Origin of the sequence: Alteribacillus sp. JSM 102045 (assembly GCF_041949975.1) — a bacterium.
GTDB lineage: Bacteria > Bacillota > Bacilli > Bacillales > Marinococcaceae > Alteribacillus.
Map to the genome: position 1 here is coordinate 1 of NZ_JBHFQG010000049.1, position 21,812 is coordinate 21,812.

Genomic DNA, 21,812 nt, shown 5'->3' on the forward strand with positions numbered 1-21,812 from the left:
CAAAAGTAGATAAAACGAATCCTAACCAGATTGGTGCATCTATGCCGGGAACCGTCGTGAAAAAGCTTGTGGAAAAAGGTGAAAAAGTCAAAAAAGGCGACCACCTTATGATTACAGAGGCCATGAAAATGGAAACAACGGTACAAGCTCCTATTAATGGATTAATTAAAGAAGTATATGTCTCCGGGGGAGAAACTATTGAAACGGGTGACTTATTATTAGAAATACAAAGTTAAAGACTAAAGAAGAATTATGCAAAATTTATCATATTCCAAAATCTAGGAATCGACAGGTGAATTCCTTCTGTGATCCCTTTAAAATAAACTGGGGGTAACTACCCCGACCCTCTCCAATGACCTCACGTATCCGTAAATAAAGGGATGGAACAATGAGTCCATCCCTACTTTTCCCTACATAGAATTTTTTGAAATTTACTAAGCAACAACTTGAATATAGAAATAAATGTCCTGAAAAATCTCTTGGGGACTGTGATAGAGAATGCAGAATTTTTTCCGTTTTGTCCATGATAAAGTGATTCTGCTCGTCTCAAGCGATCACCCTTTAGCGGAGAGAAAAAAGTCTCCCTCTCAGAGCTGAAAGATTAGAAATATATCCTCATTCGCTCGAGTGCAGGACTTCATAACTCTTTAATGCAAGCCATTCTCCAAAGTGGAGTTAGCCGAACGTGAATTTAGAAAGTTAACATGTTGAAACCATAAAAGGGTTTGTGGAGGAAAGATTAGGCACCAGTTTTTCAAGAACAGATTGCCCGCTCGATATTAACCCCTCACCTACGGATTATCGAAATTGACGTTCCTTTTGTCAAAGGTAACTGGGTTAGGAATCCCAAAGGGCAGCAGCCTGCTCACTGCCGAAACCTTCCGTGATTTTCTATTACATTCGTATTCGGAACCTAATCATTAGTCAGAAGAAAGATGATCTCTTTTGGAAATGAACTCTTTTATAACCGCCTTTTCTTTTCTTTGCTCTAAAACTGACAAATAGAACGTTCGCTGGACGGAGTCTAGTGTATCAATTATTTTAATTCGGCCTGATTTTTCTGCTGGAATAGCTGCTAAATGAGAGACGCAGCTAATTCCAACACCTTCTTCCACCGCTGCAATCAAGGCTTCTGTGTTACCCACTTGGAGGACCGAACGCAAGGAAGCAAGCGATGCACCGTGCTGTTGTAGATATTCTTCCATGGCTTTTCTCGTACCAGACCCTTCTTCTCTTAGAACAAAATCAAACTCCTTCAGCCTTTCCCAACTCTCTGTCGGGGAGTGGCACAAAGGATGATCTACAGGTGCAATGACGACTAGTTTATCAGAAGCCACAGCAGTGGAGTAGAATGCAGGAGAAGAAGGCTCTACTCCTACAATGGCCATGTCTATTTTCTCTCGTTCTAATTTTTCCAGCACTTTTTCTGAATCACTGACCTCGAGAGACACCGCCACATTAGGAAATTGGGAACGAAAAATTCGGATCCAGCGCGGCATAAGATAGGTACCGGGAATTGTGCTCGTACCGATCACCAAACGCCCCGACAACGTATCGTGGTAATTTTGAATATCTACTTCAATCCTTTTCCATTGTTTCAAAATTTCTTTCGCCTGGCGGTATAGAAACTCGCCAGCAGGGGTGGGAATAATTCCAGAAGAGTAACGATCTATCAGAGAAATATTCAGATCTTCTTCTAAGCTTTTTATTTGCCTGCTGACTGCAGGCTGAGAACAATGTAAGTGAGCTGCTACTTCTGAAAAATTACGTTTTTCTACAATCAATATGAAATTCTCTAGTTTTCTTAAATTCATACGTTCTCCCACCCACTTCTTTCATTAAAGTATAGACTTCGCTTCCTTCAGACGCTGTACCGCTGTAAACAGTACCATCCCTAAAAAAACGAGGGCCAAAACGGCGATATAATCCGTCCATATCATCATTATGGATAGTAAAATAAAACTTTCTGTTCTCTCAGCTAAGCCCGCTTGATAGTAAAAAGACTTTTTCCCTTGTTTGTCTGCTAAGGCACCTACGGTTAGAAAAATCGTCATAGAGAGAATAAACGATGCCGTCAATATTAGCAATGCCCACATCGCCTCAGGGAATCGAAAAGCAAGCCCTAGTATGACACTAATTTCAACCAAACGATCAAATGTAATATCCATGAGTGTTCCCCAGGCCGAAGGAGTGGTTTCCCTTGCAAGCGCACCATCAACGACATCCAAAAAACCGGATAACCAGAGGGCAAATAACGCGTAAGCTAGTTGGTCAATATAAATAAGAACCCCAACAGACGCTCCTAACAAAAAGCCAACAATTGTGACTTGATTAGCGGTCACTCCCCATCGGGATAATTTTTTCGCTGTAAAATCGATAAAGGGATCTATGTACTTTCTAGCATGGGTATCGAGCATGTCTCTTCTCCTAGTATACGTCGTTAAGTTTAACAAGCGAACGTTGATCCGTTGTAATATGGACCACGTCATCGACGTTCCATTCATTATCCCCCGGAAGGGTAAGATACCGTGAATGTTGTTCTAATTCTATTTGATAAAAGTATTGGCCGGAGCGCATCCATTTTCCTGACACTGTTCCCTTATACGTGACCTCACTCTCTTTGGCAAGAGGGCATGTTTGTATCTTGAGTTTATCATTAGAAATAAAATAATCTCCGACCATAATACCTTCTGAAAAAAACTCAGCAACTTCCTTGTTTTTTGGGCTTTGATATACCTGTAATGGCTTGTCTACTTGATGAATCATACCATTCGTCATCACAGCAATCCGGTCTCCAAGAATCATCGCCTCTTCTTTATCATGGGTGACAAATAAGGCAGTCATTCCTTCCTTTTTCAACATTCTCTTCATCCATGTCCGTAAAGATATTCTTAGAACTGCATCGAGACTGCTAAATGGTTCATCGAACAAAATTAATTTAGGTTTTGTCACCAACGCTCTCGCAAAGGCGACACGCTGCTTTTGCCCACCCGATAATTCATGAGGGTATGCATTAAAATAGGGGCCCATTTCGACTTTCTTTATAATATCTACACTTTCCCTTTCTCTCTCTTTCTTACCGATCTTTTGCAACTTTAATCCGTAAGCTACATTTTCTAAAACAGTCATGTGAGGAAAAAGCAAAGATTGCTGGAACATCATGACAATAGGTCGTTTCTCGGCTTTCTTACTCGTAATATCTTCGCCCTCTAGTAACATTCTACCTCCAGCTAATGGTAGAAGACCAGCAATCGCACGCAGCAATGTAGTTTTTCCACCTCCTGAGGGACCAACCACACAAAGAATTTCTCCTTGTACAACCGAGAGGTTCACCTCGTGAAAAATGGTGTGATTATGAAAGGATATCGTTAGATTCTCACACTGAAGCCATATAGGTTGCATCATTTTTCCTTTGCCTTTCTCTTTTTCTTTTCCTCATTGCCATACAGATTTCCAAGATTACAAGAATCAAAATCGGAATGAGAATAAACAAGACGGAGAGCGCAGCGATCACCGGACGGTCCACACTAGAGAGGTAAGGATAATAAACCATCGCAAGCGTTACCACACGCCCCCCGCCAATTAACGCAGTAAGCACATACTGACTGAGAGAAATCACGAATGTTAAAACGATCACTGCTCTTAAGCTTGGAAAGAGAAGGGGGAAGGTCACGGTACGGAACACCGCCCAGGCAGAAGCTCCTAAGCTTCGTGCTGCATCTTCGTATTTTGTCCCGATATTTTCATATCCAGCTCTCAGAATTCTAATCGTATACGGAAGAGTAGGGACTAAATGGATTAGCATGACACCAATCCACGTGTCTGCCAGCCCGAACTGGATGACAGTCAACAAAATTCCCATGCCTACAGCAAGCGTCGGAATTAAAATAGGCAAGAGAAGAAAAGTTTCAATGAATGATTTCCCTTTAAAATCATAGTGTGCTAATGCCTTTCCCGCTGGAAGTCCAAGGACAATATTTAAAATAACCACTCCCTGCCCTATCATCATCGATAGGAAACAAGCTGACCAAATATTCGGATCTTGGAAGACGACCTGCCAAGCTCTCAAGCTAAAGGATTCCGGGAAGAGCTGCGGCCAGCGCCACATATAAGCGAAACTTGAAAGGAAAAGTACCGCAGGAGGTGCTAACAAACCAAATAGAAAGCCAGCTAATAATATTTTTTTCGCCATTCGAACCAGAGATAGTTTCACCTTTTACCTTCCCCTTGTCATATGTAGTCGCCTTTTCTGGGAAAGACGAAAAGCGATAAAAGCAACCGCTGCAATAAATAAAGTTGTTACACTCATTAATGCATAAGCTAGTGGACGACCGCCCCAATCATTTTCGAAGAACCATTGATGAGATAAAAGCGGAAGCATTTTTGGATACGTCACACCTAGGACGTAAGGGACTTCAAAAGCGGCTATAGTGAAAGAAAACAGAATAATTCCTGTCTCTACCACAACAGGGAAAAGCCGTGGCCATTCCGCTGTTTTAAAGACTTCCCAATAGCCTCCTCCAAGTGTTCTAATTACTGCTTCCGTATCGGGTTCCAATTGATAATAAACAGGGAGCAGCATTAATATCACAAAAGGTACTTCCTTCCAAATGTATGTGAGAATAATGCCATAACCATTTCGATCCTGTATCGAGATGGGAAACGCCGACATTTCCTCGATCCAGCCAATCTGGAAAAGAAATGATGAAAACAAACCACTTTCAGAAAAAAATAGAATAACCAAATAAGCTGCTACGAGGTGAGGAATAAGCATGGGCACCCACACAAGAACCTTCCATTTATTTCTAATGAAATATTTGTAAATAATTCTTATTAGAAGGATACCAATAAGCAAGGAGAAAAAGGTAGAAACGGCCGCGATATATAGGCTGTGGAAAAAAGAGTCCCAAAAAGCTGGACTGGTGAATAGTTCATGATAATATTGAAACGTCCAGCTGCCTGTTTCCCAGGATCTCAAGCTTTCCATAAATGACTGAAGCACTCCATAACCAACTAGTAATCCAATAACTAGAATACTAGGAAGAAGGAGAAGATACGGTTTCATTACTTGTTGTCTGTAACACTTCACTCAGCCAATTCTCCTTTATCCACCCGATATATTCAGGGTCCATTTCATTCAAATAATTCTCTTCTAGCTCATCAGCGGGCAAAACACTTGCACCTCGCTTTATTGTCGTAAATGATTCTTGATAGGATTCAGGCAAGGCATCGATGTCTAGTACCGTATTCTCTCCCCAAACAGCAGGTTTCATTTTTTCCAGCTGGGCTTCCGGGGATAACATATCGTTGATCGCTACCATAGCGCCAGCTGTATTTGGACTGTTAAATGGAATGGAGAGAAAATGCAGATTACCAATAGAGCCTGGTTCCATTATGAAACTTTTCGTCGTCTCTGGGAAAATCCCTTCCTCTATCAAGCGTTCTGCTCTCGCTTCATTATACCCCATAGTAAATAACACTTCTCCTTGACTGTATAAATGATCGAGATCAGCCATCGTGGCTGGATATGTCTCGCCATTTTTCCACAAGTGCGGCTCGATGTCATTTAAGTATCCCCAGATCTCACCTGCGTGTTCTTCCGCAAGATTTTCGTCAAATTCTTTGTCTTGTAGTTCTTCTACTCCTATTTTTGCATACAAAAGATGTTTTAAAAACCCGCTTCCATTGAAAGCTTGTGCTTCGGGATAAGTAAAGGTACCTGGGCTTTCCTTTACCCATTCTGCTAGTTCTGTGAAGTTTCTCGGGGGTTCGTCTACTTTCGCCGAATCATAGAAAAAGACATATTGTACTTTCCCCCATGGCGCTTCCATTCCTTCAATCGGGGTGCCGAAATCATATTGCACATCAGAACGATCACTTCCTACATACTCCTTCACATTCGGAAGGTATTCCGTAAAAGATCCCCAGAGAAGTCCATGTTCTTTTGCATTTTTGAAATTTTCCCCATTGATCCAAACGATATCCATAACCCCTTCGCTATTCCCTGCTCTTTTTTCGGTTTGAAGTTTCTGAAGAAATTCCGTGGTATCCATAGGATACCGTTTTAATGTGATGTCATATTGTTCCTTTAAACGAGGGGCAACCCAATCATCAATATAACGGTTATTGCCTTCATCTCCTCCCCACATATAGAAATGAACTTCCGTACCTTCCGCTTCCTCAACAATCTCATCCCATGTTTTTTCCGCGTGAGCTTCCACAGGCTCTTCATTTCCCTCGTCTCCTTCACGGCATCCTCCTAGAAAAAGAACAATCCCGATGATAACTACCCTGATCTTTATCAGTAGCTTTCTCTGTTTCATCTTTTCACTTCCTTTATAACTTGCAATTTGCTTGGCATTCGAAGTATTTCTCCCACTGTTGCAAAAAGAAAAACAGGGCCCAGCCGAATGCTTGAAAGCATAAAAATGTACGAAGATCGATGGACATCAACCAAAGAGTCAAGCTTCCTATCATTAATAATAACAGCAGCACCCAGCGTATGTGCCATACAATACGCTGGATAACTGCCGCTTTTTTAGCATTTATGTGCATGTGCGTCCTACTCCTTATCCACTCCTATGCATTTTTCTCATACCTACTACTTTAGGCCAAATAAGTCCGCCAATCACGGTAATCGCAATCACTACCGTGAAGGCAAAGAAGAGAATCTGGACACTTCCTGATGCAGTTTCTCCAAGATAGGAATACAATAATGTCGCCGGAAGCTGCCCCAGACCCGTCGCCCAGAAGAAGTGTCGGAAGGAAATCGACGTCACCCCAGCAGCATAACTCACGAGGTCAAAAGAAACGATGGGAACTAGCCTTGCCAGAAACACGGAATGTTTTCCGTATTTTTCAAAGAAACGGTCCCACCACTCTAAGGCGCGTCTGCTCACTATTTTTTCTACCACCGGGCGTCCAAAGAATTTCGCAATAAAATAACAAAGAATAGCACCGAGCATGGCACTAGACCAGGAAAGCACGGCCCCCCAGACCCAGCCGAACAACAGACCATTGGCAAAGGTGATGACAAAAGCAGGAAGCGGAGCAATCACAGACTGGAACACCATCAGTAAGCCTGAAACAACAGCAGCTAGAGGGCCAAATGATAGCAAATAATCCCGAAACCCTTCTACGTCGGCTTCCGCTAAAGCTGCTGATGCTCTATTCACTCCTGCCTGCACTTCTCCTTGGCCTAAATAAATAAAAAGGAAGACCCCACTAAGGATGAAAAAAGAAACCATTCCGTAGCGAGAAAATGTGCTAAAGGAACTCCATGTCATTGGAGCTCCTTTCTTAAAGGAGAGCGGGTGCTTCTGTGCCGTATATAACGCGGACAGTCCTACTACGACCCACACCATCAAAAACAAATTCATTTCAGAAAGCGTAAGAACCGGTTCCAAAAACAAGCCTTTTCGTGCGATGTAGGCAGGCATGATAAGTAAAGAACCATTTGCAATCGTAGTCACGAGGATGGTCAATAAACTGACCGGTAAAGAGATCCATACAAAAAGCCGCCTGCCCCAGTAAACAAATAACTTTTCCCCCATAAACAGGGCCACAAAATAGCACCACACCCCTGCACTCATTAACACTAAAATAAGGTACTCGCTATTAAAACGCATATCAATCCAAGCATTTTGAACCAATAGTAAAGATCCAGCGAGCCCTAGGATGGAAAAAAGAAATAAAGAGGCAATGATATGGCTGCCAAACTTTAATAAAGCATTCATATAAGCCCCTCCATTACTTCTCAAAGCTATACGTTAAGACAACTGGCTCACCGTCTTCTGGCAAGACGTCAGGATTCCCGCGAAACTCAGCATCTCCATTTTCAAACGTGCCTGCCGCATGTGAAGCATTGCTTGCAATTCCTACTGGACAACTGTCGAAGCACATGAAACAGCCTGTCATGTTTTCTTTCGCATTTTCATAGTTTCCCCCAAAACGGTAAGCTATTTCTTTTCCCGTTGAATCTACCATCACTTTATTAATATCATAGGTTTTGTCGGCACCGTCCCAAGTAATCGATACCGTCACAGGATCCCCCTGGATAATATCTCCCTCTGGCGTTTCCTCAAACCTTTCGCTATCATCTCCGCCTTTTTCTACAGCTGGTTCACCGCCCGCTTCGCTAAGTGCATTATAAAAAGAAAGCGGGTTTGCATAGCCTTTGAAGACAGCCTGATCTCCATACTTACCTTCTACCCAGTTCAGTCCGTGGCGTGTTGGTTCCACCAAGTATTTACCATTTACTGTTGCATATACTTTCACACTATTATTTTCTTCATCTACGTAAATCGATTTTTCTTCACTTAATTCTTCTTCACTTGACGCATAAAATTCATCTAAATTCTCTTCTTCTACTTCCGCACTAGAAGAGGAACACCCCGCTTTAATCAACAACACGAAAGCAACAAGAAAATAAAACATGGTACCTTTTTTAAATTGTAGTTTATGCATAAAAACATTCCTTTCTATTATCTTGCATTTTTCCATTTGTATGGCAGTGTCTGAATGGTCTTGGGTTCTATGATCGTTTCCACCCCATGTAATAATTCAGTGACAATCGTCTTTTGAAGGTCTTTTCTTCCTGCTCCTCCAAAGCTTCTCCCGAGCGGAAAACGAACATAGTGAGCCCGTGGTACTCCCACTTTTTCTGTGATATCGGGTAAATGTGTAAGTGAAATGGTGGCGATGTCCTGTTTTTCTACTTCTTGCTGGATCAACCCGACGGATTGATGACAAATATATCAGCCAGGGGAGAGCAGCAGAACGTCTACATGATCGTTCTGAAGTGTTTCTATCACTTGAGGAATTGATTGCTTCATGAGGGCTTTGGTGTTAGGAATGTAGCCCATCATGCCTATATGGTTTGGAGAAACGCTTCCTATCATTCCTTCCCCTTCCAGCTCATGAAGGTGTTCTAACGGAAAGATACAGCTTATATCTTTTTCTGCATCGTTTGTGTCGTAGTGAGTATGACTAATCATTAATTCTTGATGCGTTGCAGTTTTTGGTATGTAGCGTAAGCTGCAGTCTCCTTCTTCCACTTGAAAAATGCTGTCCGTCTTTAAGTGAACACCAGCTGTTGTTAGAAATGCTACCTTCCATTCTTTCATCGGTTTTGAAGGCATCGACAGGCCGATATCAGAATCCCTTTTTTCTATCATCGCTTTCGCTTTCTTTTTAAAAAATTCATGACGCAGCATTTTCCTCATTTTTTTATCTCCCCCTTTCAAATAAATAAAAAATCCCCCCAACAGAAGTTACTGCCAGGACCATGCCAAAAAACAACAGGGAGACGGCCACAGAAACAGACTCCCCTACCCCAACAAGAGTAAATAGATACGCATAACTCCCTTCTCGAATACCCAGTCCATTAATCGAAATAGGGATCATTGTTAAAACAGAAATTAAAGAAACAAATGCCAACTGCGACCAAAAAGGAATTGTTACTCCCATAGACCGGTATAATAAATCAGTGATCCACACAAAGCACACTTGAAAAGCTAATGAAAAGCATATAAGCTCCAAAAATAACTTTCCTTTTTTATGAGTATGAATGACGTTATAAAAAGCAGCTGCATTCTTTCCAAGTTTCCTTTTTAAATAGGAAGAAATTTGCTCATTAAACAAGAGGCTATAAGTAAGGACACATAAGGAAAATAGGAAAATGACTTCAAATAGGAAAGTACCCGTCTGATTCATAGAAAGCAGTCCAATTGTCATGATGATAAAAAGAGCAATACCTGCAAACACCCGCTCTGTTGTAACAGAAGCAATGGAGTTTGCTGCTCCAATCTGCTTACCTGCAAGGTACATCCTTACCCCATCGCCGCCAATACTTCCAGGAAGGAAATTATTAAAGAAAAAACCGATATAATACCATTTCAAACACGTAAAAAAGTGGAGATCTTCGCCTTCACGACAAAGAATGTACCATTTATACCCGCTGATCCAAATGCACAAATGAGCGGCCAAAAAAGCCACCACAAGAAAACCAATATTCGCTTGGGATATGTACGAAACAAACTCCCGCCAGTCAATATAAAAGACTAAAAAAAGACAAGCAGCAAGAGAGATTAATAAACGAACGGAAAACCGGATGATCTGACGCCAGTTTTTCTTTTTTTCTGACATATCCATTCCGTTCTTTATCTCGTGTTCTAGCATGATTATCACCCCCTAGGTAATTTCATCAGGGCAGGAAAAATATGAAAATGATAAATTGTAATAAGATAAATAAAAAAAAGCTATAATTAGTTTACCATGATATTTGTATGAGAAAAATAAGTAAGAAATACCTCAAATAACACTTTAAATGAGCAAATATCAGCACTTCTCATAGAAGAAGGAGAGAATGTCACAGATTTGCAGATAAGAACCAAGAGAGCTATCCGATGAGCAGAAACGTACCGCTTCCGTGCCTGTTCCTATTAAGGATTCACAAGCTTTACTTCCTGCAATCGGTTCAGTGCTCAGCAGCCAAAGTTCAGCGGATAGAACAAAAAGTTCAATGCTTGAACCAATATATTCAGCGCTTCAAAGCAAAAGTCCGGCGGTTAACTCAAATAGCTTGGCTACACCCTATCATAACTGCCATAATCCATTTCACGGAACAAAAAGCTTACACTAATTTGTCAGCCAGTGGTACCAGTATGTATGCCATTGATCAAAAAATGGCGAATTGACAAGCAAACTCCTGCTCTGCTGTGTCGGAGCTCCCACACCTGTAGGGATAACAAATTGATTGGTTAATGTCATTAAAGGAACTTCATTCGGACTATTGTCCTCCATGTCTATCGCTGAACCAATGACAAAGCCGCGCTCTTCAATGGCATTTTCATCCCAAAAGCCGGTGAAATAGTAAGGTAGGAATTCCAATATTACTATCCGATAAAGATTCATCGCCTTAACATTTTCCATAAAAAAACCACTTTCTTTATCTGTATGCTAATCATCTAGTTACTTAATTTTTGATAAAAAAATTGCTGTATATCCCAACTGACCCGATAATATAGTTTCAAGCCACAAAATTTTCAATATTCGTACTGTCAATAAAAACGAAGACAGAAATGGTTCAATATGGATTGATTAAATTTTAAACTACTTCTTTTAAAAACAATTTATTAATCGCTTCTGTAAATTCTCTCATATTTTTGATGTTCTCTAGTTGAATGATCATTTCAATTATTTGCTCACTATTTTTCCTGCTTATAATTGGTTCTGTCAAAGAAAGAAATTTCTGTTTGATTTCAAAATCTGATACCTCTCTGAAAGGTTTGACTAATCCTAAATGTTTTGACCCTCGTTGACACATATTTAGTTTATATAGAAGTTCCTTAATTAAATATTCTCTTCCTATATCTTGTATATCCGGACTAAAAGTTAAATTAGAATTTGAAAAACGATCTCCCTTACGTTCAATTCCCTTTTCGGTAAGATATGATGAGTTAACGCCGGCCATACTACCCCAGGCGGCTACATCACATTGATCAATGGAACAATCAATAGTATTCATTAAAGGAGAATAAGTAATATAATGTTCAGCAGATCCTAAAACATACTCTATTTTATTTTCAGGCAACCCAATGACGCGGCTCCCCCCTGCTCCAGCTCCCATGGCGGCCCAGGAACAATGTTGATTAATATTTGAACCCGGATGATTACCGATCATCTCCGACCGAATTCCTACCTCGTACCCTACCAGCAAAGCGGATAAAAAGGTTTCACCACTTACCTCTCTCTCTTCTGAGATAGCAAAAATGGCGGGGAAAATAATAGAACCAAGGGGGCCATTGATTAAAGAATGACTATCGTCGAATCTTAGAGCACGGGCCATTGTTGCGTTCATAAATGCTGCTCCAACTGAATTTAATTTTTCAGGTGATAAATAGACGGAGCAATCCCCTTTTTTCCAGAGTTCAAAAGTATAATCTTTTGCACTTTTAAATTCCTTTGTTTGAGAGCCTGCTATTATACTTCCGACAATATCTATAATTGCTTTTTTCAGCGTTTCTTGGACTACCGGTTGAGTATCTTTATATTGCTCTTCCAGAATATAAGTTGTCATTCTATTCATCATAAAGCCCTCCCTGTCTTTTTTAATCAATTAACTCTTCTTCCTTTAACCAGTTTCTACTGACTTCAAGAGTGTTTGCATGTACGATATCCACTTGATAATTAAGGGTCCTTATTGTTTCATTATCTAAACGTTCAGCAATGTTGTTTAAGAATTCGGGCAAATCGTTAAACTTTTCCATCACTTCTTTCCTTATTACCGGAGCTACGTTATAGGCTGGAAAAAATGACTGGTCATCCTCTAACGCAACAACATTTAAGTTCTGCATATTTCCATCAGTAACAAAACCAACGATAGCATCTACGCGTTTTTCCTCCAGAGCCTTGTACGTTAAACTAGAATCTAGCCTAATAACTTGTTCAGATGATAGGTGAAAATCGTAGGCTTCTTCCATTCCCTTGAGCCCATCTTCTCTCTTGTAAAATTCTGTTTCAGAAGCCAATTTTAATTCGCCCCTATTTTTAATGTAGTCTGCTAAATCTGAAATAGTTGTAATCTCATACTTTTTAGAAAACTCCTCTCTCACTAGAATAGAGTAGGTGTTATTAAAATCAGATTTTTCAAGCCAATAAATATCGTTTTCTTTTTCTAATTCTTTTACTTTTTTATAAGCTGTCTCTGGATCATTTTCCCCTTCTTCATTTAAATAAAGCATAAGAGCAGTTCCTGTATATTCCCAGTAGAAATCTATAATGCCATCTACCAGAGCAGAACGAAGATCGTGACTTGACATGTTACTGACTGCTTCGATTTCATACCCATTTTCTCTTAAATATACCGAGGTGATAGTTAAGAGAAGTGACTGTTCTGTAAAATCCTTGGCTCCAATAGTTAATTTACCTTTACTTTCTGGTTGTTCTTCTAATTCATTATTTGGTTGCTCATTCACACACCCAAACAATAAAATAAGTAACAAAAAAAACAAAATAAGTGTTTTTTTCTTACAGTTTTTAAATAATTTATTTTCCATGAGTCCTCCCTCCTGTATAATGCAAAAATCATGCCGACTTGAAAGCCTTTACTTTTTGATATTGAATTGAAAATTAGTAAAAAATTTTCTTGATGCCGTAAAAAATTTTTTACAAAAAAGGGACAATCTAGAATTACTGATTCTCCCTATCCTTTTTGGAAATATTTGTTCATTTTATATAATAAATTTTGACGAGAAATTCCTAATTTCTTTGCAGCTGTCGCCGGTTGACCTGTAGCTTCATCCAATGCCTTAAGAATCAACTGTTTTTCTATATTTTCTAGTTTCTCAGGAAGAGGTTTATTATTTTCAATATATGTCTCTTGAATGTCATCACTTGCTTTAGACTCTCTTACTTCCATTGGAAAATCATCAATATACAATGAGGTACCTTGACACAAGACGACGGCTCTTTCTATTGCATTTTCTAACTCTCTTACGTTCCCTGGCCAGTTATAATTTTTCAAAACGTTTAAAGCGTCCCTATCAACAGTGTAATTACGTCCGTCCTTTTTTCTAAAACCATCTAGAAACTTTTCAAGCAACAAGGGGATGTCATCTTTCCTTTGTCGCAAAGGGGGGATATAGATATCTACAATATTTAACCGGTAATACAGGTCTTCACGAAATAATCCCTTATCTACCATTGTCCTCAAATTTCGATTAGTAGCTGTAATAATTCTGACATCAACATGCTTAACTTCATCACTGCCTACGGGAATATAGGCTTTATCCTGTGTTACCTGAAGCAGTTTTGCTTGAAATGCTGGGGAAATCTCTCCTATCTCATCTAAAAAAATCGTCCCCCCATTAGCCGCTTCAAATTTTCCTTTTCTGTTGCTTTGTGCTCCGGTAAATGCTCCTTTTTTATGCCCAAACAGCTCGGTTTCTAATAGCTGTTCAGGTATCGATGCACAGTTTACTGGAATAAATGGTGATTTGCTTCGTGCACTGAAATTATGAACGGACTTTGCAATTAAGCTCTTCCCTGTACCGCTTTCTCCCTGAATTAAAACATTCGCATCTGTTGTGGCAACTCGTTCAACCAACTTAAATATTTTTTTCATAACAGAACTAGCTCCAAATATCTCATCTATGATTGTAGTTTGTTTTAATCTTTCCTTTAATGCATCATTTTCTTCTTTTACTTTCAGCCATTCTATCGCTTTTTCTATAACTATAGACAACTGATCAATTTTTACCGGTTTAGTGATATAATCAAAAGCTCCTGCTTTCATTGCCGTCACTGCATTTTCAACATTAGCGTAAGCCGTCATTAGTATATATATTTTCTTTGGATAGAAGGAGGTAAATTCTCTTAATAAATCCACCCCATTACAATCCGGGAGTTTTAAATCAAGGAAAACAATATCAACATCTAACTCTCTTATCTTATTTCGAGCTTCTTGTCCATTAGCTGCAGTAAACACGGTATATCCACGTTTTTTCAGGGAAATCTGGAATATTTTTAATAATTTATGTTCATCGTCAACCAATAATATCGATCTCATCATAGTCTTCCCCTTCCTCTAGACATTTCGGCAAAGTGACATAAATCGCTGTCCCTTCCCCTTCTTCACTTTTTACACTTATTTCCCCATCCTGTTGTGTTATAATTTCAAAAGCAATCGATAACCCTAAACCGGTCCCTTCTTTTTTGGTAGTGTAAAAAGGGTTAAAAATCCAGTTAACCTTTGAAGAAGGAATTCCATGCCCTGTGTCTCTAATTTCTATATCCCAATTGAAACCTTTATCTTCTAGGTTAACAGACAGCTCACCGCCTGATTCCATTGCCTGTATGCTATTTAAAATTATATTTAAAAAGATTTGTCCTAATTTACTCTCATTAGATAGAACATAGGCAAAATCATACTTTCGGTAATCATATATCACTTTAATTTGATATTCATCAAATTTTTTTCTTAATAATGATAACAATTCATCAAAAATCAGAACTAGATTAATTTTCTCTGTTACAACTTCACTGTGGTCCTTGGCCAATTTCAGGAAATCTGTTAAAAGCAAGTTCATACGTTCTGTAGTTGCAACAATATCGTCGCTTAATTCTTTTATAAAATCCTTATTTAATTCGTTATCCATTGTTTCGAATTGAATGCCTTCAGCAGCTGCTTGAATAATACTTAGTGGGTTTTTTATTTCGTGGGCGATTCCAGATGTCAGTTGTCCTAAAGAAGCTAACCTCTCATTTTGCTTTACATAGTTTTCTAATTTTTTTACTTCACTCACATCACGTATAATTAACAGGGTACCAACTTTATTCTTAATTTCATCTATAAATCTGGCAGAATAAATGCGTACCTCATATTCTCTATCCTTTGTATCTATCAATGACGCTTCTACTTCGTGAAATTCCCTTCCTTTTAAAAATTTTTCCCAGGAAACACTTTCTTTTCGGTTATTACTTTTAAGGGGTATGTTAAATATCAAATTACCCACTGCCTCTTTTCTTTTACATCTTGTTAACTTTTCTGCCCCCTTATTAAAAGTTAAAATCTTGCCATTTTGATTAGTTGTTATTACAGCATAAGGGATTGATTCTAGAATATTAGCCATCCTTTTACCTTTATTAGTAAGTTCGCTTGCCATACTTTGCATCGTAACAGATAAGTCTTGTAACTCATCATTTGTGTTAATGAGGTTAAAATCACTTCTTTTGCCACCTTGATATTCTTTTGCTTGATTGATAAGATTATAAATTGGCTTAACTACACTATTAGTACCAAATATAGTAAATAATACTGCCATTAAGGAGACCATCAAAAATCCTTCTATTAAAACTTTTTGTACAGTGACAACTGGAAGAATAGCCTGTTGCTCTGTTTCTCCAACGATTAATCCAAATTCGCTTGTTAAAATAGGACGATATGCTAAAAGCATCTTTTGAGCAAATATGATCCCCTCCCAATTTCCAATACGACTTTTATTCAAAAAATCATTTACTGGATGATTTTGCAAAGATTCCCCAATATAACTCTCATCCGTATGTGCAATGATCCTGCCATTCCTATCAATCAGTGCATTTATCCCTTCTTGGCCAATTTGTACTTGGCTCAAGGCGGTTGACAAACTTTCCAAATTTACAAGTGCACTGACTCCACCTTTAAATTCTCCATCTCTATCAATAAAAGGTACGGATATCGCAATTGTTTGTGTGCCATTTTCCAGCGTAATTAAATTTGAGATATAATAGGTTTTACTCCAATGAATCCGCTGACTGATTTCATCTAAATCCTTGTCTCGAAAAAAATAGTTGTCAGGCACTGAAATAAGTCTTTCTCCTTCTTCATTGAAAACTTGCACATAATCGAAAAAAGCATTCTCTAACATCAATTCGCTTAATTCCTTATGTAAACCCTCACCTTCGACCTCGTTCTCTAAAGCATCCGGATCAACATTATTGAGTTCACTTACCATTTGTTGAATTACTACATCCATGTGACTGGAGAGAGTTTTGGCCATTAACTCATTACGTTCATCTATTCCTTCCCGAATTGAATGATTTAATACAAAGGTTGCAATAGAAAATATGATGGTTAAGGAAACAATACTTCCAACAAGAGACAATAAAAAATATTTTTTTGTTAATTTAGATCGGAGAAATATCATGTCCTTTTTATTCCCTTTCATAATCGGAAACGTATTGAGTTATTTTTCTTTTTATTATATTAAAGTGCACTTATTTTCTAAATAGAATAATGTTCTTTCTTTTTTTGGTTAATAACTTTGAATATGTTATAATCATGATTATTTAATTATAATTAAAACAAAAAGGGGCGGTTTTATGTTAAAAACAAAGGGACTAGAAGGAATTGTAGCAACAACATCATGTATAAGTTCAATTATTGATGACCAATTAACATATCAAGGATTTAACATTGATGATCTTACTGAAAATGCTTTGAAGAAGTTATTTATCTATTATGGAATGGAAAACTTCCTAAAAAAGCTGAGCTAGATGAATTAATAAAACAACTTTCCTACAATAGTAAGCTGCCTAAAACGTTTGTAGAGCAAATAAAAGCTTCTCCTTTTAAGGATATACATCCAATGGCGGCTCTTCGTACATTTGTTTCCCATTTATCCTTTTTTGACAATGAAGCTGATAAATTAAGTAAGGAAGCCAATTATAGAAAAGCCATCAGAATACAATCAAAAATTCCAGCCATAGTAGCTGCTTTTGAACGAATTAGACAGGGGAAAGACCCTCTTGATCCTCGAGAAGATCTTAATTACGCAGCCAATTTTCTATACATGTTAACCGGAAATGAACCTGAGAAAATTTCAGTTGAAGCTTTAAACAAGGCTCTCATTATTCATGCCGATCATGAATTAAATGCATCGACATTTACCTCACGTGTTTGCGTAGCAACTTTATCAGACTTGTATTCGGGTATTACAGCAGCAATTGGTGCCTTAAAAGGTCCTTTACATGGTGGTGCTAACACGGCTGTTATGGATATGTTAATGAAAATCGGCGAAGTGGAAAATGTAGAACCTTTTATTCGTAAAACAATAGAAAATAAACAAAAAATCATGGGATTCGGTCATAGGGTTTATATAGATGGAGACCCAAGAGCAAAGCATCTAAAAGAAATGTCTAAACAATTAACGTTAATTACTGGCGAAAGAAAATGGTATGAAATGTCACTCGAGATCGAAAAAATAGTTACTCGAGAAAAAGGACTTCTGCCAAATGTTGATTTTTATTCAGCTTCTGTTTATCACAGTTTAGGAATAAAACACGACCTGTTTACTCCTCTATTTGCAATTAGCAGGACGTCCGGCTGGATTGCACATATACTCGAACAATACGATAATAATCGTTTAATTCGTCCACGTGCAGTATATATTGGAGAGGTAAATCAAAAATACACCCCAATTGAGAATAGGTGAAAAATCGAAGGGTAACAAAGCGCTAACTTTTTTGTTAGCGCTTTATTTAGTTTATTTTTTTAGCCTATTGAATTTCTTCAGTAGTCACTGTACGAAAATCAATTAGAACCTTTTTTAAGACGAGTAATAATCGAGGGTATACCAGATCGTAATAAAGTTACAGCAAAAGCAGGGATCTCCACACCAGGAAGTGTGCCTCCACCAATTTGGTCAGTTTCATTTTCACTTATTTCCCACTGCCAGCTAATTAGATCCTTGGTATCGATTTGTGAAATTAAGATCTCTGCTTTGTCTTTCACTTTTGAGAGGGGTGTTAGTAAATCTCAAAATCATCGGTATTTGTTTATGGTCTCCTTGAAGGTACGCTTTTACTGTAGCTTCAAGAGCGGCCAAAGTCATTTTATTCGTAATACTCTTGTAAGCTGATGTTTTTTTACTCATTTATCAAATCTGTGTTTTCCAATAATTGCCTGAGAACCTCCTAACAATTTATCACCGCTACAGGACACGATTCTCCAATGGTTTGTATGTAATATGGTACGTTCATCACTCGTTTCAATCGGTATATATGAAATTAATTCGCTCACAAAAATATTCTCTATTAAAAGAAGTTTTAAAACTTTTTCTTCGTATTTATTCCTAAGTATTTTCTCCCTTACTAAATTAATTTCTTCTTGAATCCATTGTGTTAGATTAGTAGGTGGAATCTGCTTTTCGTTCACTTAAGTAGAGAACCTTTTATCCCTTTTAAGTTTATGGACAGATTGTAATTCCCTCAGAATTTCTTAATCCCTCTCCTTTTCGATAGCTAGAAGGAACCAGTAGTTGTCTATTTAGTTTCATATTTTAACATTATCATTATATAATCACGATTACAATAATATTATGAATTTTAAAAAATAGAATAATTCAATTCTTACCTGCTCTTTTAAGAGTAATAAATTCACTTAAATTCTCAAAACTCTTAAAATTTATAACAAAGTTAATCTTTAAATAAAACGTCCATTCCCTATTGATTTAGGATACAGAGCAATCTCAACCTTATTATTAAACTATTTGATATCCGGAAGATTGAAGTTTATAACTTATTATTAAATCTTATGATTACTTTTTTTGATCTATTTTATGATAAACTTAAGTAATCATGATTAATGTATTCAGAATCTATAAACGTAATACACGGGGAGGATCGAAAAAGATGAACTTAAAGAGAGTTGAAACCTTTTTACTTGTTATAGATCATTAAAGTTTTTCGGCTGTTGCTGACATATTGAATATTAGTCAACCTGGTGTTACTAAACAATTACCTTGGAAAAAGACTTGGGATCGACGCTTTTAAATCGATCTTCATTAGAACCTACGGAAGCAGGACGAATTGTTTATAGAAAGGGGGGAAAACTTTTACGTGAATGGAAACTGTTAGAGGAAGAATGTGGGGTATTTCAAGATAACTTAACAGGCCTTCTTCGTATTGGAGCAAGTACGATTCCTAGTACATATATTGTCCCTCCCTTATTAAAAAAATTTATTGGCCGCAACCCACAGGTAGAGATCTCACTCAAAGTAGATAATTCTGAAGATATTTTGGATCTTATTCAAAATGATCAATTAGATATTGGCATTATAGGTTGTCAAATTGAAAATAAAGAATTAAACCATAAACTTATTGCGCAAGATAAGTTAACTTTAATTGGACCAAACGACAGTGATGAAATTGAAGATTTCAAAGATATAAGAGATCTTCCTTTTATTTTCAGAAGTGAACGTTCAGGTACATGGCAAGCCGTCCAAAAAGGATTGGCTGAATGGGGTGGTTCGGTTAATGAGTTACATTGCTTGACTACAGTCCACAGTACCGAAAGTGTTATAACAATGGTAGAAGCTGGTTTAGGTTATTCTATTGTATCGCATATTGCTGCACGTAACGCTAATGAACATAAGAGGATAAAAACTCTTATAGATCTGCCTGTCAATCGAAATTTTTATTGTGTCTACCCTTCTCACAAACAGAAAAATCTTACTATTTTGACAATGTTAGACTTAATAGAAAAAGAAATTAGAGAAGGAAATGGACTTTAAGGGGTATCGCCAGCAAAACGCGTATTTACAACGTTAAGAAACTTTTAAAAAAAATAAGCCTCATTTCACCACATTAATGGGTAAAATTGGATGTTAATTTGATTATATCTCCGTTTATTACTCAGACTGAACTTCTGCTTTGATTTATCATTTGAAGAAATACAAGAAATAATCTGTTAATTTTATCCAATAACGTATAATATAAAAACAAAAAAACGGCATGAACCAGTGTATTACTGGTTTAACGATACTTTTTAATTTCTATCTTAACGGTTTCAATTTCATGTGTGAGTAATTGTTTCTATTAAATTAGTTAAATGTAAAGTAAGGTTCTAAACCGATATCCTCGTAAGCATTTCTAGCATGACTATAAATCATAGAATATTCACCAAACTCTGCTGAAACTGTCCCAAGTAGAGCTTCTCCTCTATAGACAGTCCCTCCACTATCTTGATTCCTAGCATAAACGTCAGTTCCTCTAAAATTTTTAAATAGCATTCCTTCATAATAAAATGAAACACGGTTATCTTGTAATGTTCCACATGTAATTCCCGAATTTCCCCCAGACTTACAAACCATTTGTCCTAATTTTTCATTTTCCCATTTTTCTAAATTAGTTAAGTTATAAGAAGAACCATAGATTTCACTAGTTGCAGCACTAGAGGAATCTCCTATGTATATTCCTCCTGCATCCACTTCATCACCAAATTGCCAATGAACTGTTGACATATTACCAATATATTCTCCACCTTGAGCCCAACCAACACTAGGATCACTACAATGGCCCGCCGTAACCATAAAATATTGCCCCTTAGTATTCTTTGCTGGGTAAGCAGTAGTACAATCAAAATCTTGACTAGAACCACTTTTCCAAATTCCAAGACCACCGTGTAATGGGCAAGTGTAATCGGTTCTACTTAAAAAATTTATTTCTCCTGCCTCATGTACTTCAATATTTTCAAATTCTAGTAAAGACTTTATCGTCTCCTCAGTATTATCATTCAAGTCTTTAACTCCTATATTTAATTTACCTTCAAATAAGTCAGTGGAAGAAGTCACCATTTCAATCCCTTGTTTTTTTAACGTTGATTCTAATTCATATAATTTACCTTGATAATTATTTAATTCTTCCTCCGAATAATCAACTATTTTTTTATCTAAATATTCTTCTTCATAAGGAAAAACTTCTTTTACAGTATTACGTTTTCTACATCGTCTTCTTTAACTAGAATAGTAAAAATGTTTTCTTTGACTTTTGTTGATTTTTCAAGAGCCTTTACAATCTCTGGGATATATTTATTCTGAATTTCCATTCTAACGGATTAACCCCCTGAATTTGGACAGATACTCTCTTTTTCTAGGATGATCAAACTTTTTCCTCTTCTTTTGTCTTGAGATAGGATCGCCCATTTGCTGCGTTTGTCAAGGAACGCTTTCGCTCTCCCGTTAGTCGTCCTTGACAAGCCTCTCAAATAGGCGGTTTGATGGTTAAGACAAAAGAAGGAGATACTTTGTGTCACACACGGACGTCCCGTTGTGGTACCATCCCGCGCTTTGTTTGCTCATAATATTCTTTTGGAGAGAGGTCCAGAATACTTCCGTGCAGTCGTCGCTCATTGTAAAACGCTATATACTGTAATTGTCAACTGAAAATTCCCCCACATAGTCATTTAAAACTCCCCCACCTAAAATTTCCATTTAAGGGAATATTTATTTAAGATGAGGGGATACTGATGAGATTCCCGTTCTTCTTACACAGAC

Annotated in this window: 21 protein-coding genes and 1 pseudogene; 3 read left to right on the plus strand and 19 right to left on the minus strand. The window is 37.7% G+C overall.

Going from position 1 to position 21,812, the window contains the following annotated elements; genetic code table 11:
• A partial coding sequence (locus ACE1TI_RS19810) for a biotin/lipoyl-containing protein (protein WP_375009263.1) occupies positions 1–236 on the plus strand: 236 nt, incomplete at its 5' end.
• 684 nt (positions 237–920) lie between these two features.
• Here the strand turns inward: ACE1TI_RS19810 and ACE1TI_RS19815 are convergent.
• The 16 genes from ACE1TI_RS19815 to ACE1TI_RS19890 form a co-directional block, all read right to left on the minus strand.
• Entirely contained in the window at positions 921–1,814 is an 894-nt protein-coding gene (locus tag ACE1TI_RS19815; protein ID WP_375009264.1) for a selenium metabolism-associated LysR family transcriptional regulator, read from the minus strand.
• Positions 1,815–1,838: 24 nt separating this feature from the next.
• On the minus strand, positions 1,839–2,417 hold the full coding sequence (locus ACE1TI_RS19820) for a CDP-alcohol phosphatidyltransferase family protein (RefSeq protein WP_375009265.1): 579 nt from the start codon (positions 2,415–2,417) through the stop codon (positions 1,839–1,841).
• Positions 2,418–2,427: 10 nt separating this feature from the next.
• A complete protein-coding gene (locus ACE1TI_RS19825) occupies positions 2,428–3,405 on the minus strand; it encodes an ABC transporter ATP-binding protein (RefSeq protein ID WP_375009266.1) in 978 nt (325 codons plus the stop codon).
• Positions 3,377–4,213, minus strand: a complete 837-nt coding sequence (locus ACE1TI_RS19830; RefSeq protein WP_375009267.1) for an ABC transporter permease — start codon at positions 4,211–4,213, stop codon at positions 3,377–3,379. The genes ACE1TI_RS19825 and ACE1TI_RS19830 overlap by 29 nt, the downstream gene beginning before the upstream one ends.
• Before the next feature lie 3 nt (positions 4,214–4,216).
• A complete protein-coding gene (locus ACE1TI_RS19835; RefSeq protein ID WP_375009268.1) occupies positions 4,217–5,089 on the minus strand; it encodes an ABC transporter permease in 873 nt (290 codons plus the stop codon).
• Complete coding sequence (locus ACE1TI_RS19840; RefSeq protein WP_375009269.1) at positions 5,037–6,323, minus strand: ABC transporter substrate-binding protein; 1,287 nt, start codon at positions 6,321–6,323, stop codon at positions 5,037–5,039. Before ACE1TI_RS19840 ends, ACE1TI_RS19835 begins: the two co-directional genes overlap by 53 nt.
• 13 nt (positions 6,324–6,336) lie before the next feature.
• Complete coding sequence (locus ACE1TI_RS19845; RefSeq protein WP_375009270.1) at positions 6,337–6,555, minus strand: hypothetical protein; 219 nt, start codon at positions 6,553–6,555, stop codon at positions 6,337–6,339.
• Between the two features lie 14 nt (positions 6,556–6,569).
• Positions 6,570–7,736 (minus strand): TVP38/TMEM64 family protein, encoded by a 1,167-nt coding sequence (locus ACE1TI_RS19850; RefSeq protein ID WP_375009271.1) that lies wholly within the window; start codon positions 7,734–7,736, stop codon positions 6,570–6,572.
• A 13-nt stretch (positions 7,737–7,749) separates the two neighbouring features.
• Positions 7,750–8,466, minus strand: a complete 717-nt coding sequence (locus ACE1TI_RS19855; protein ID WP_375009272.1) for a YdjY domain-containing protein — start codon at positions 8,464–8,466, stop codon at positions 7,750–7,752.
• A gap of 17 nt (positions 8,467–8,483) precedes the next feature.
• Positions 8,484–9,224, minus strand: coding sequence for a glycine/sarcosine/betaine reductase selenoprotein B family protein (locus ACE1TI_RS19860; protein ID WP_375009273.1), 741 nt, complete (start codon positions 9,222–9,224; stop codon positions 8,484–8,486).
• 4 nt (positions 9,225–9,228) lie between these two features.
• Positions 9,229–10,179 (minus strand): lysylphosphatidylglycerol synthase transmembrane domain-containing protein, encoded by a 951-nt coding sequence (locus tag ACE1TI_RS19865; protein WP_375009274.1) that lies wholly within the window; start codon positions 10,177–10,179, stop codon positions 9,229–9,231.
• Positions 10,180–10,638: 459 nt separating this feature from the next.
• Positions 10,639–10,932 carry a hypothetical protein gene (locus ACE1TI_RS19870; RefSeq protein ID WP_375009275.1) on the minus strand — a complete coding sequence of 98 codons (294 nt, stop codon included), beginning with the start codon at positions 10,930–10,932 and terminating at the stop codon, positions 10,639–10,641.
• A 175-nt stretch (positions 10,933–11,107) separates the two neighbouring features.
• Positions 11,108–12,088, minus strand: coding sequence for an MmgE/PrpD family protein (locus tag ACE1TI_RS19875; protein WP_375009276.1), 981 nt, complete (start codon positions 12,086–12,088; stop codon positions 11,108–11,110).
• Between the two features lie 22 nt (positions 12,089–12,110).
• A complete protein-coding gene (locus ACE1TI_RS19880) occupies positions 12,111–13,058 on the minus strand; it encodes a glycine betaine ABC transporter substrate-binding protein (protein WP_375009277.1) in 948 nt (315 codons plus the stop codon).
• 146 nt (positions 13,059–13,204) lie between these two features.
• Positions 13,205–14,554 carry a sigma-54-dependent transcriptional regulator gene (locus tag ACE1TI_RS19885; RefSeq protein ID WP_375009278.1) on the minus strand — a complete coding sequence of 450 codons (1,350 nt, stop codon included), beginning with the start codon at positions 14,552–14,554 and terminating at the stop codon, positions 13,205–13,207.
• Positions 14,547–16,685, minus strand: coding sequence for a sensor histidine kinase (locus ACE1TI_RS19890; RefSeq protein ID WP_375009279.1), 2,139 nt, complete (start codon positions 16,683–16,685; stop codon positions 14,547–14,549). Before ACE1TI_RS19890 ends, ACE1TI_RS19885 begins: the two co-directional genes overlap by 8 nt.
• Before the next feature lie 175 nt (positions 16,686–16,860).
• On the opposite strand from ACE1TI_RS19890, the pseudogene citZ reads away from it, so the two are divergent.
• Positions 16,861–17,972 (plus strand): annotated as a pseudogene (citZ, locus tag ACE1TI_RS19895) (citrate synthase).
• A 437-nt stretch (positions 17,973–18,409) separates the two neighbouring features.
• Here citZ and ACE1TI_RS19900 read toward each other — a convergent pair.
• Positions 18,410–18,694: a hypothetical protein gene (locus ACE1TI_RS19900; protein WP_375009280.1), complete on the minus strand. Its 285-nt coding sequence runs from the start codon at positions 18,692–18,694 to the stop codon at positions 18,410–18,412.
• 598 nt (positions 18,695–19,292) lie between these two features.
• On the opposite strand from ACE1TI_RS19900, the gene ACE1TI_RS19905 reads away from it, so the two are divergent.
• Positions 19,293–20,051, plus strand: coding sequence for a LysR substrate-binding domain-containing protein (locus ACE1TI_RS19905; RefSeq protein WP_375009281.1), 759 nt, complete (start codon positions 19,293–19,295; stop codon positions 20,049–20,051).
• A 309-nt stretch (positions 20,052–20,360) separates the two neighbouring features.
• Here ACE1TI_RS19905 and ACE1TI_RS19910 read toward each other — a convergent pair whose 3' ends face one another.
• Positions 20,361–21,056, minus strand: a complete 696-nt coding sequence (locus tag ACE1TI_RS19910; RefSeq protein WP_375009282.1) for a S1 family peptidase — start codon at positions 21,054–21,056, stop codon at positions 20,361–20,363.
• Positions 21,057–21,241: 185 nt separating this feature from the next.
• Positions 21,242–21,364, minus strand: coding sequence for a hypothetical protein (locus ACE1TI_RS19915; protein WP_375009283.1), 123 nt, complete (start codon positions 21,362–21,364; stop codon positions 21,242–21,244).
• Positions 21,365–21,812 lie beyond the last annotated feature (448 nt).

Coding starts and splice junctions, on each gene's coding strand:
- ACE1TI_RS19815 (WP_375009264.1), bottom strand. CDS start 1,814: ATGAATTTAAGAAAACTAGAGAATTTCATATTGATTGTAGAAAAACGT.
- ACE1TI_RS19820 (WP_375009265.1), bottom strand. CDS start 2,417: ATGCTCGATACCCATGCTAGAAAGTACATAGATCCCTTTATCGATTTT.
- ACE1TI_RS19825 (WP_375009266.1), bottom strand. CDS start 3,405: ATGATGCAACCTATATGGCTTCAGTGTGAGAATCTAACGATATCCTTT.
- ACE1TI_RS19840 (WP_375009269.1), bottom strand. CDS start 6,323: ATGAAACAGAGAAAGCTACTGATAAAGATCAGGGTAGTTATCATCGGG.
- ACE1TI_RS19845 (WP_375009270.1), bottom strand. CDS start 6,555: ATGCACATAAATGCTAAAAAAGCGGCAGTTATCCAGCGTATTGTATGG.
- ACE1TI_RS19850 (WP_375009271.1), bottom strand. CDS start 7,736: ATGAATGCTTTATTAAAGTTTGGCAGCCATATCATTGCCTCTTTATTT.
- ACE1TI_RS19855 (WP_375009272.1), bottom strand. CDS start 8,466: ATGCATAAACTACAATTTAAAAAAGGTACCATGTTTTATTTTCTTGTT.
- ACE1TI_RS19865 (WP_375009274.1), bottom strand. CDS start 10,179: ATGCTAGAACACGAGATAAAGAACGGAATGGATATGTCAGAAAAAAAG.
- ACE1TI_RS19870 (WP_375009275.1), bottom strand. CDS start 10,932: ATGGAAAATGTTAAGGCGATGAATCTTTATCGGATAGTAATATTGGAA.
- ACE1TI_RS19875 (WP_375009276.1), bottom strand. CDS start 12,088: ATGAATAGAATGACAACTTATATTCTGGAAGAGCAATATAAAGATACT.
- ACE1TI_RS19880 (WP_375009277.1), bottom strand. CDS start 13,058: ATGGAAAATAAATTATTTAAAAACTGTAAGAAAAAAACACTTATTTTG.
- ACE1TI_RS19890 (WP_375009279.1), bottom strand. CDS start 16,685: ATGATATTTCTCCGATCTAAATTAACAAAAAAATATTTTTTATTGTCT.
- ACE1TI_RS19915 (WP_375009283.1), bottom strand. CDS start 21,364: ATGGAAATTCAGAATAAATATATCCCAGAGATTGTAAAGGCTCTTGAA.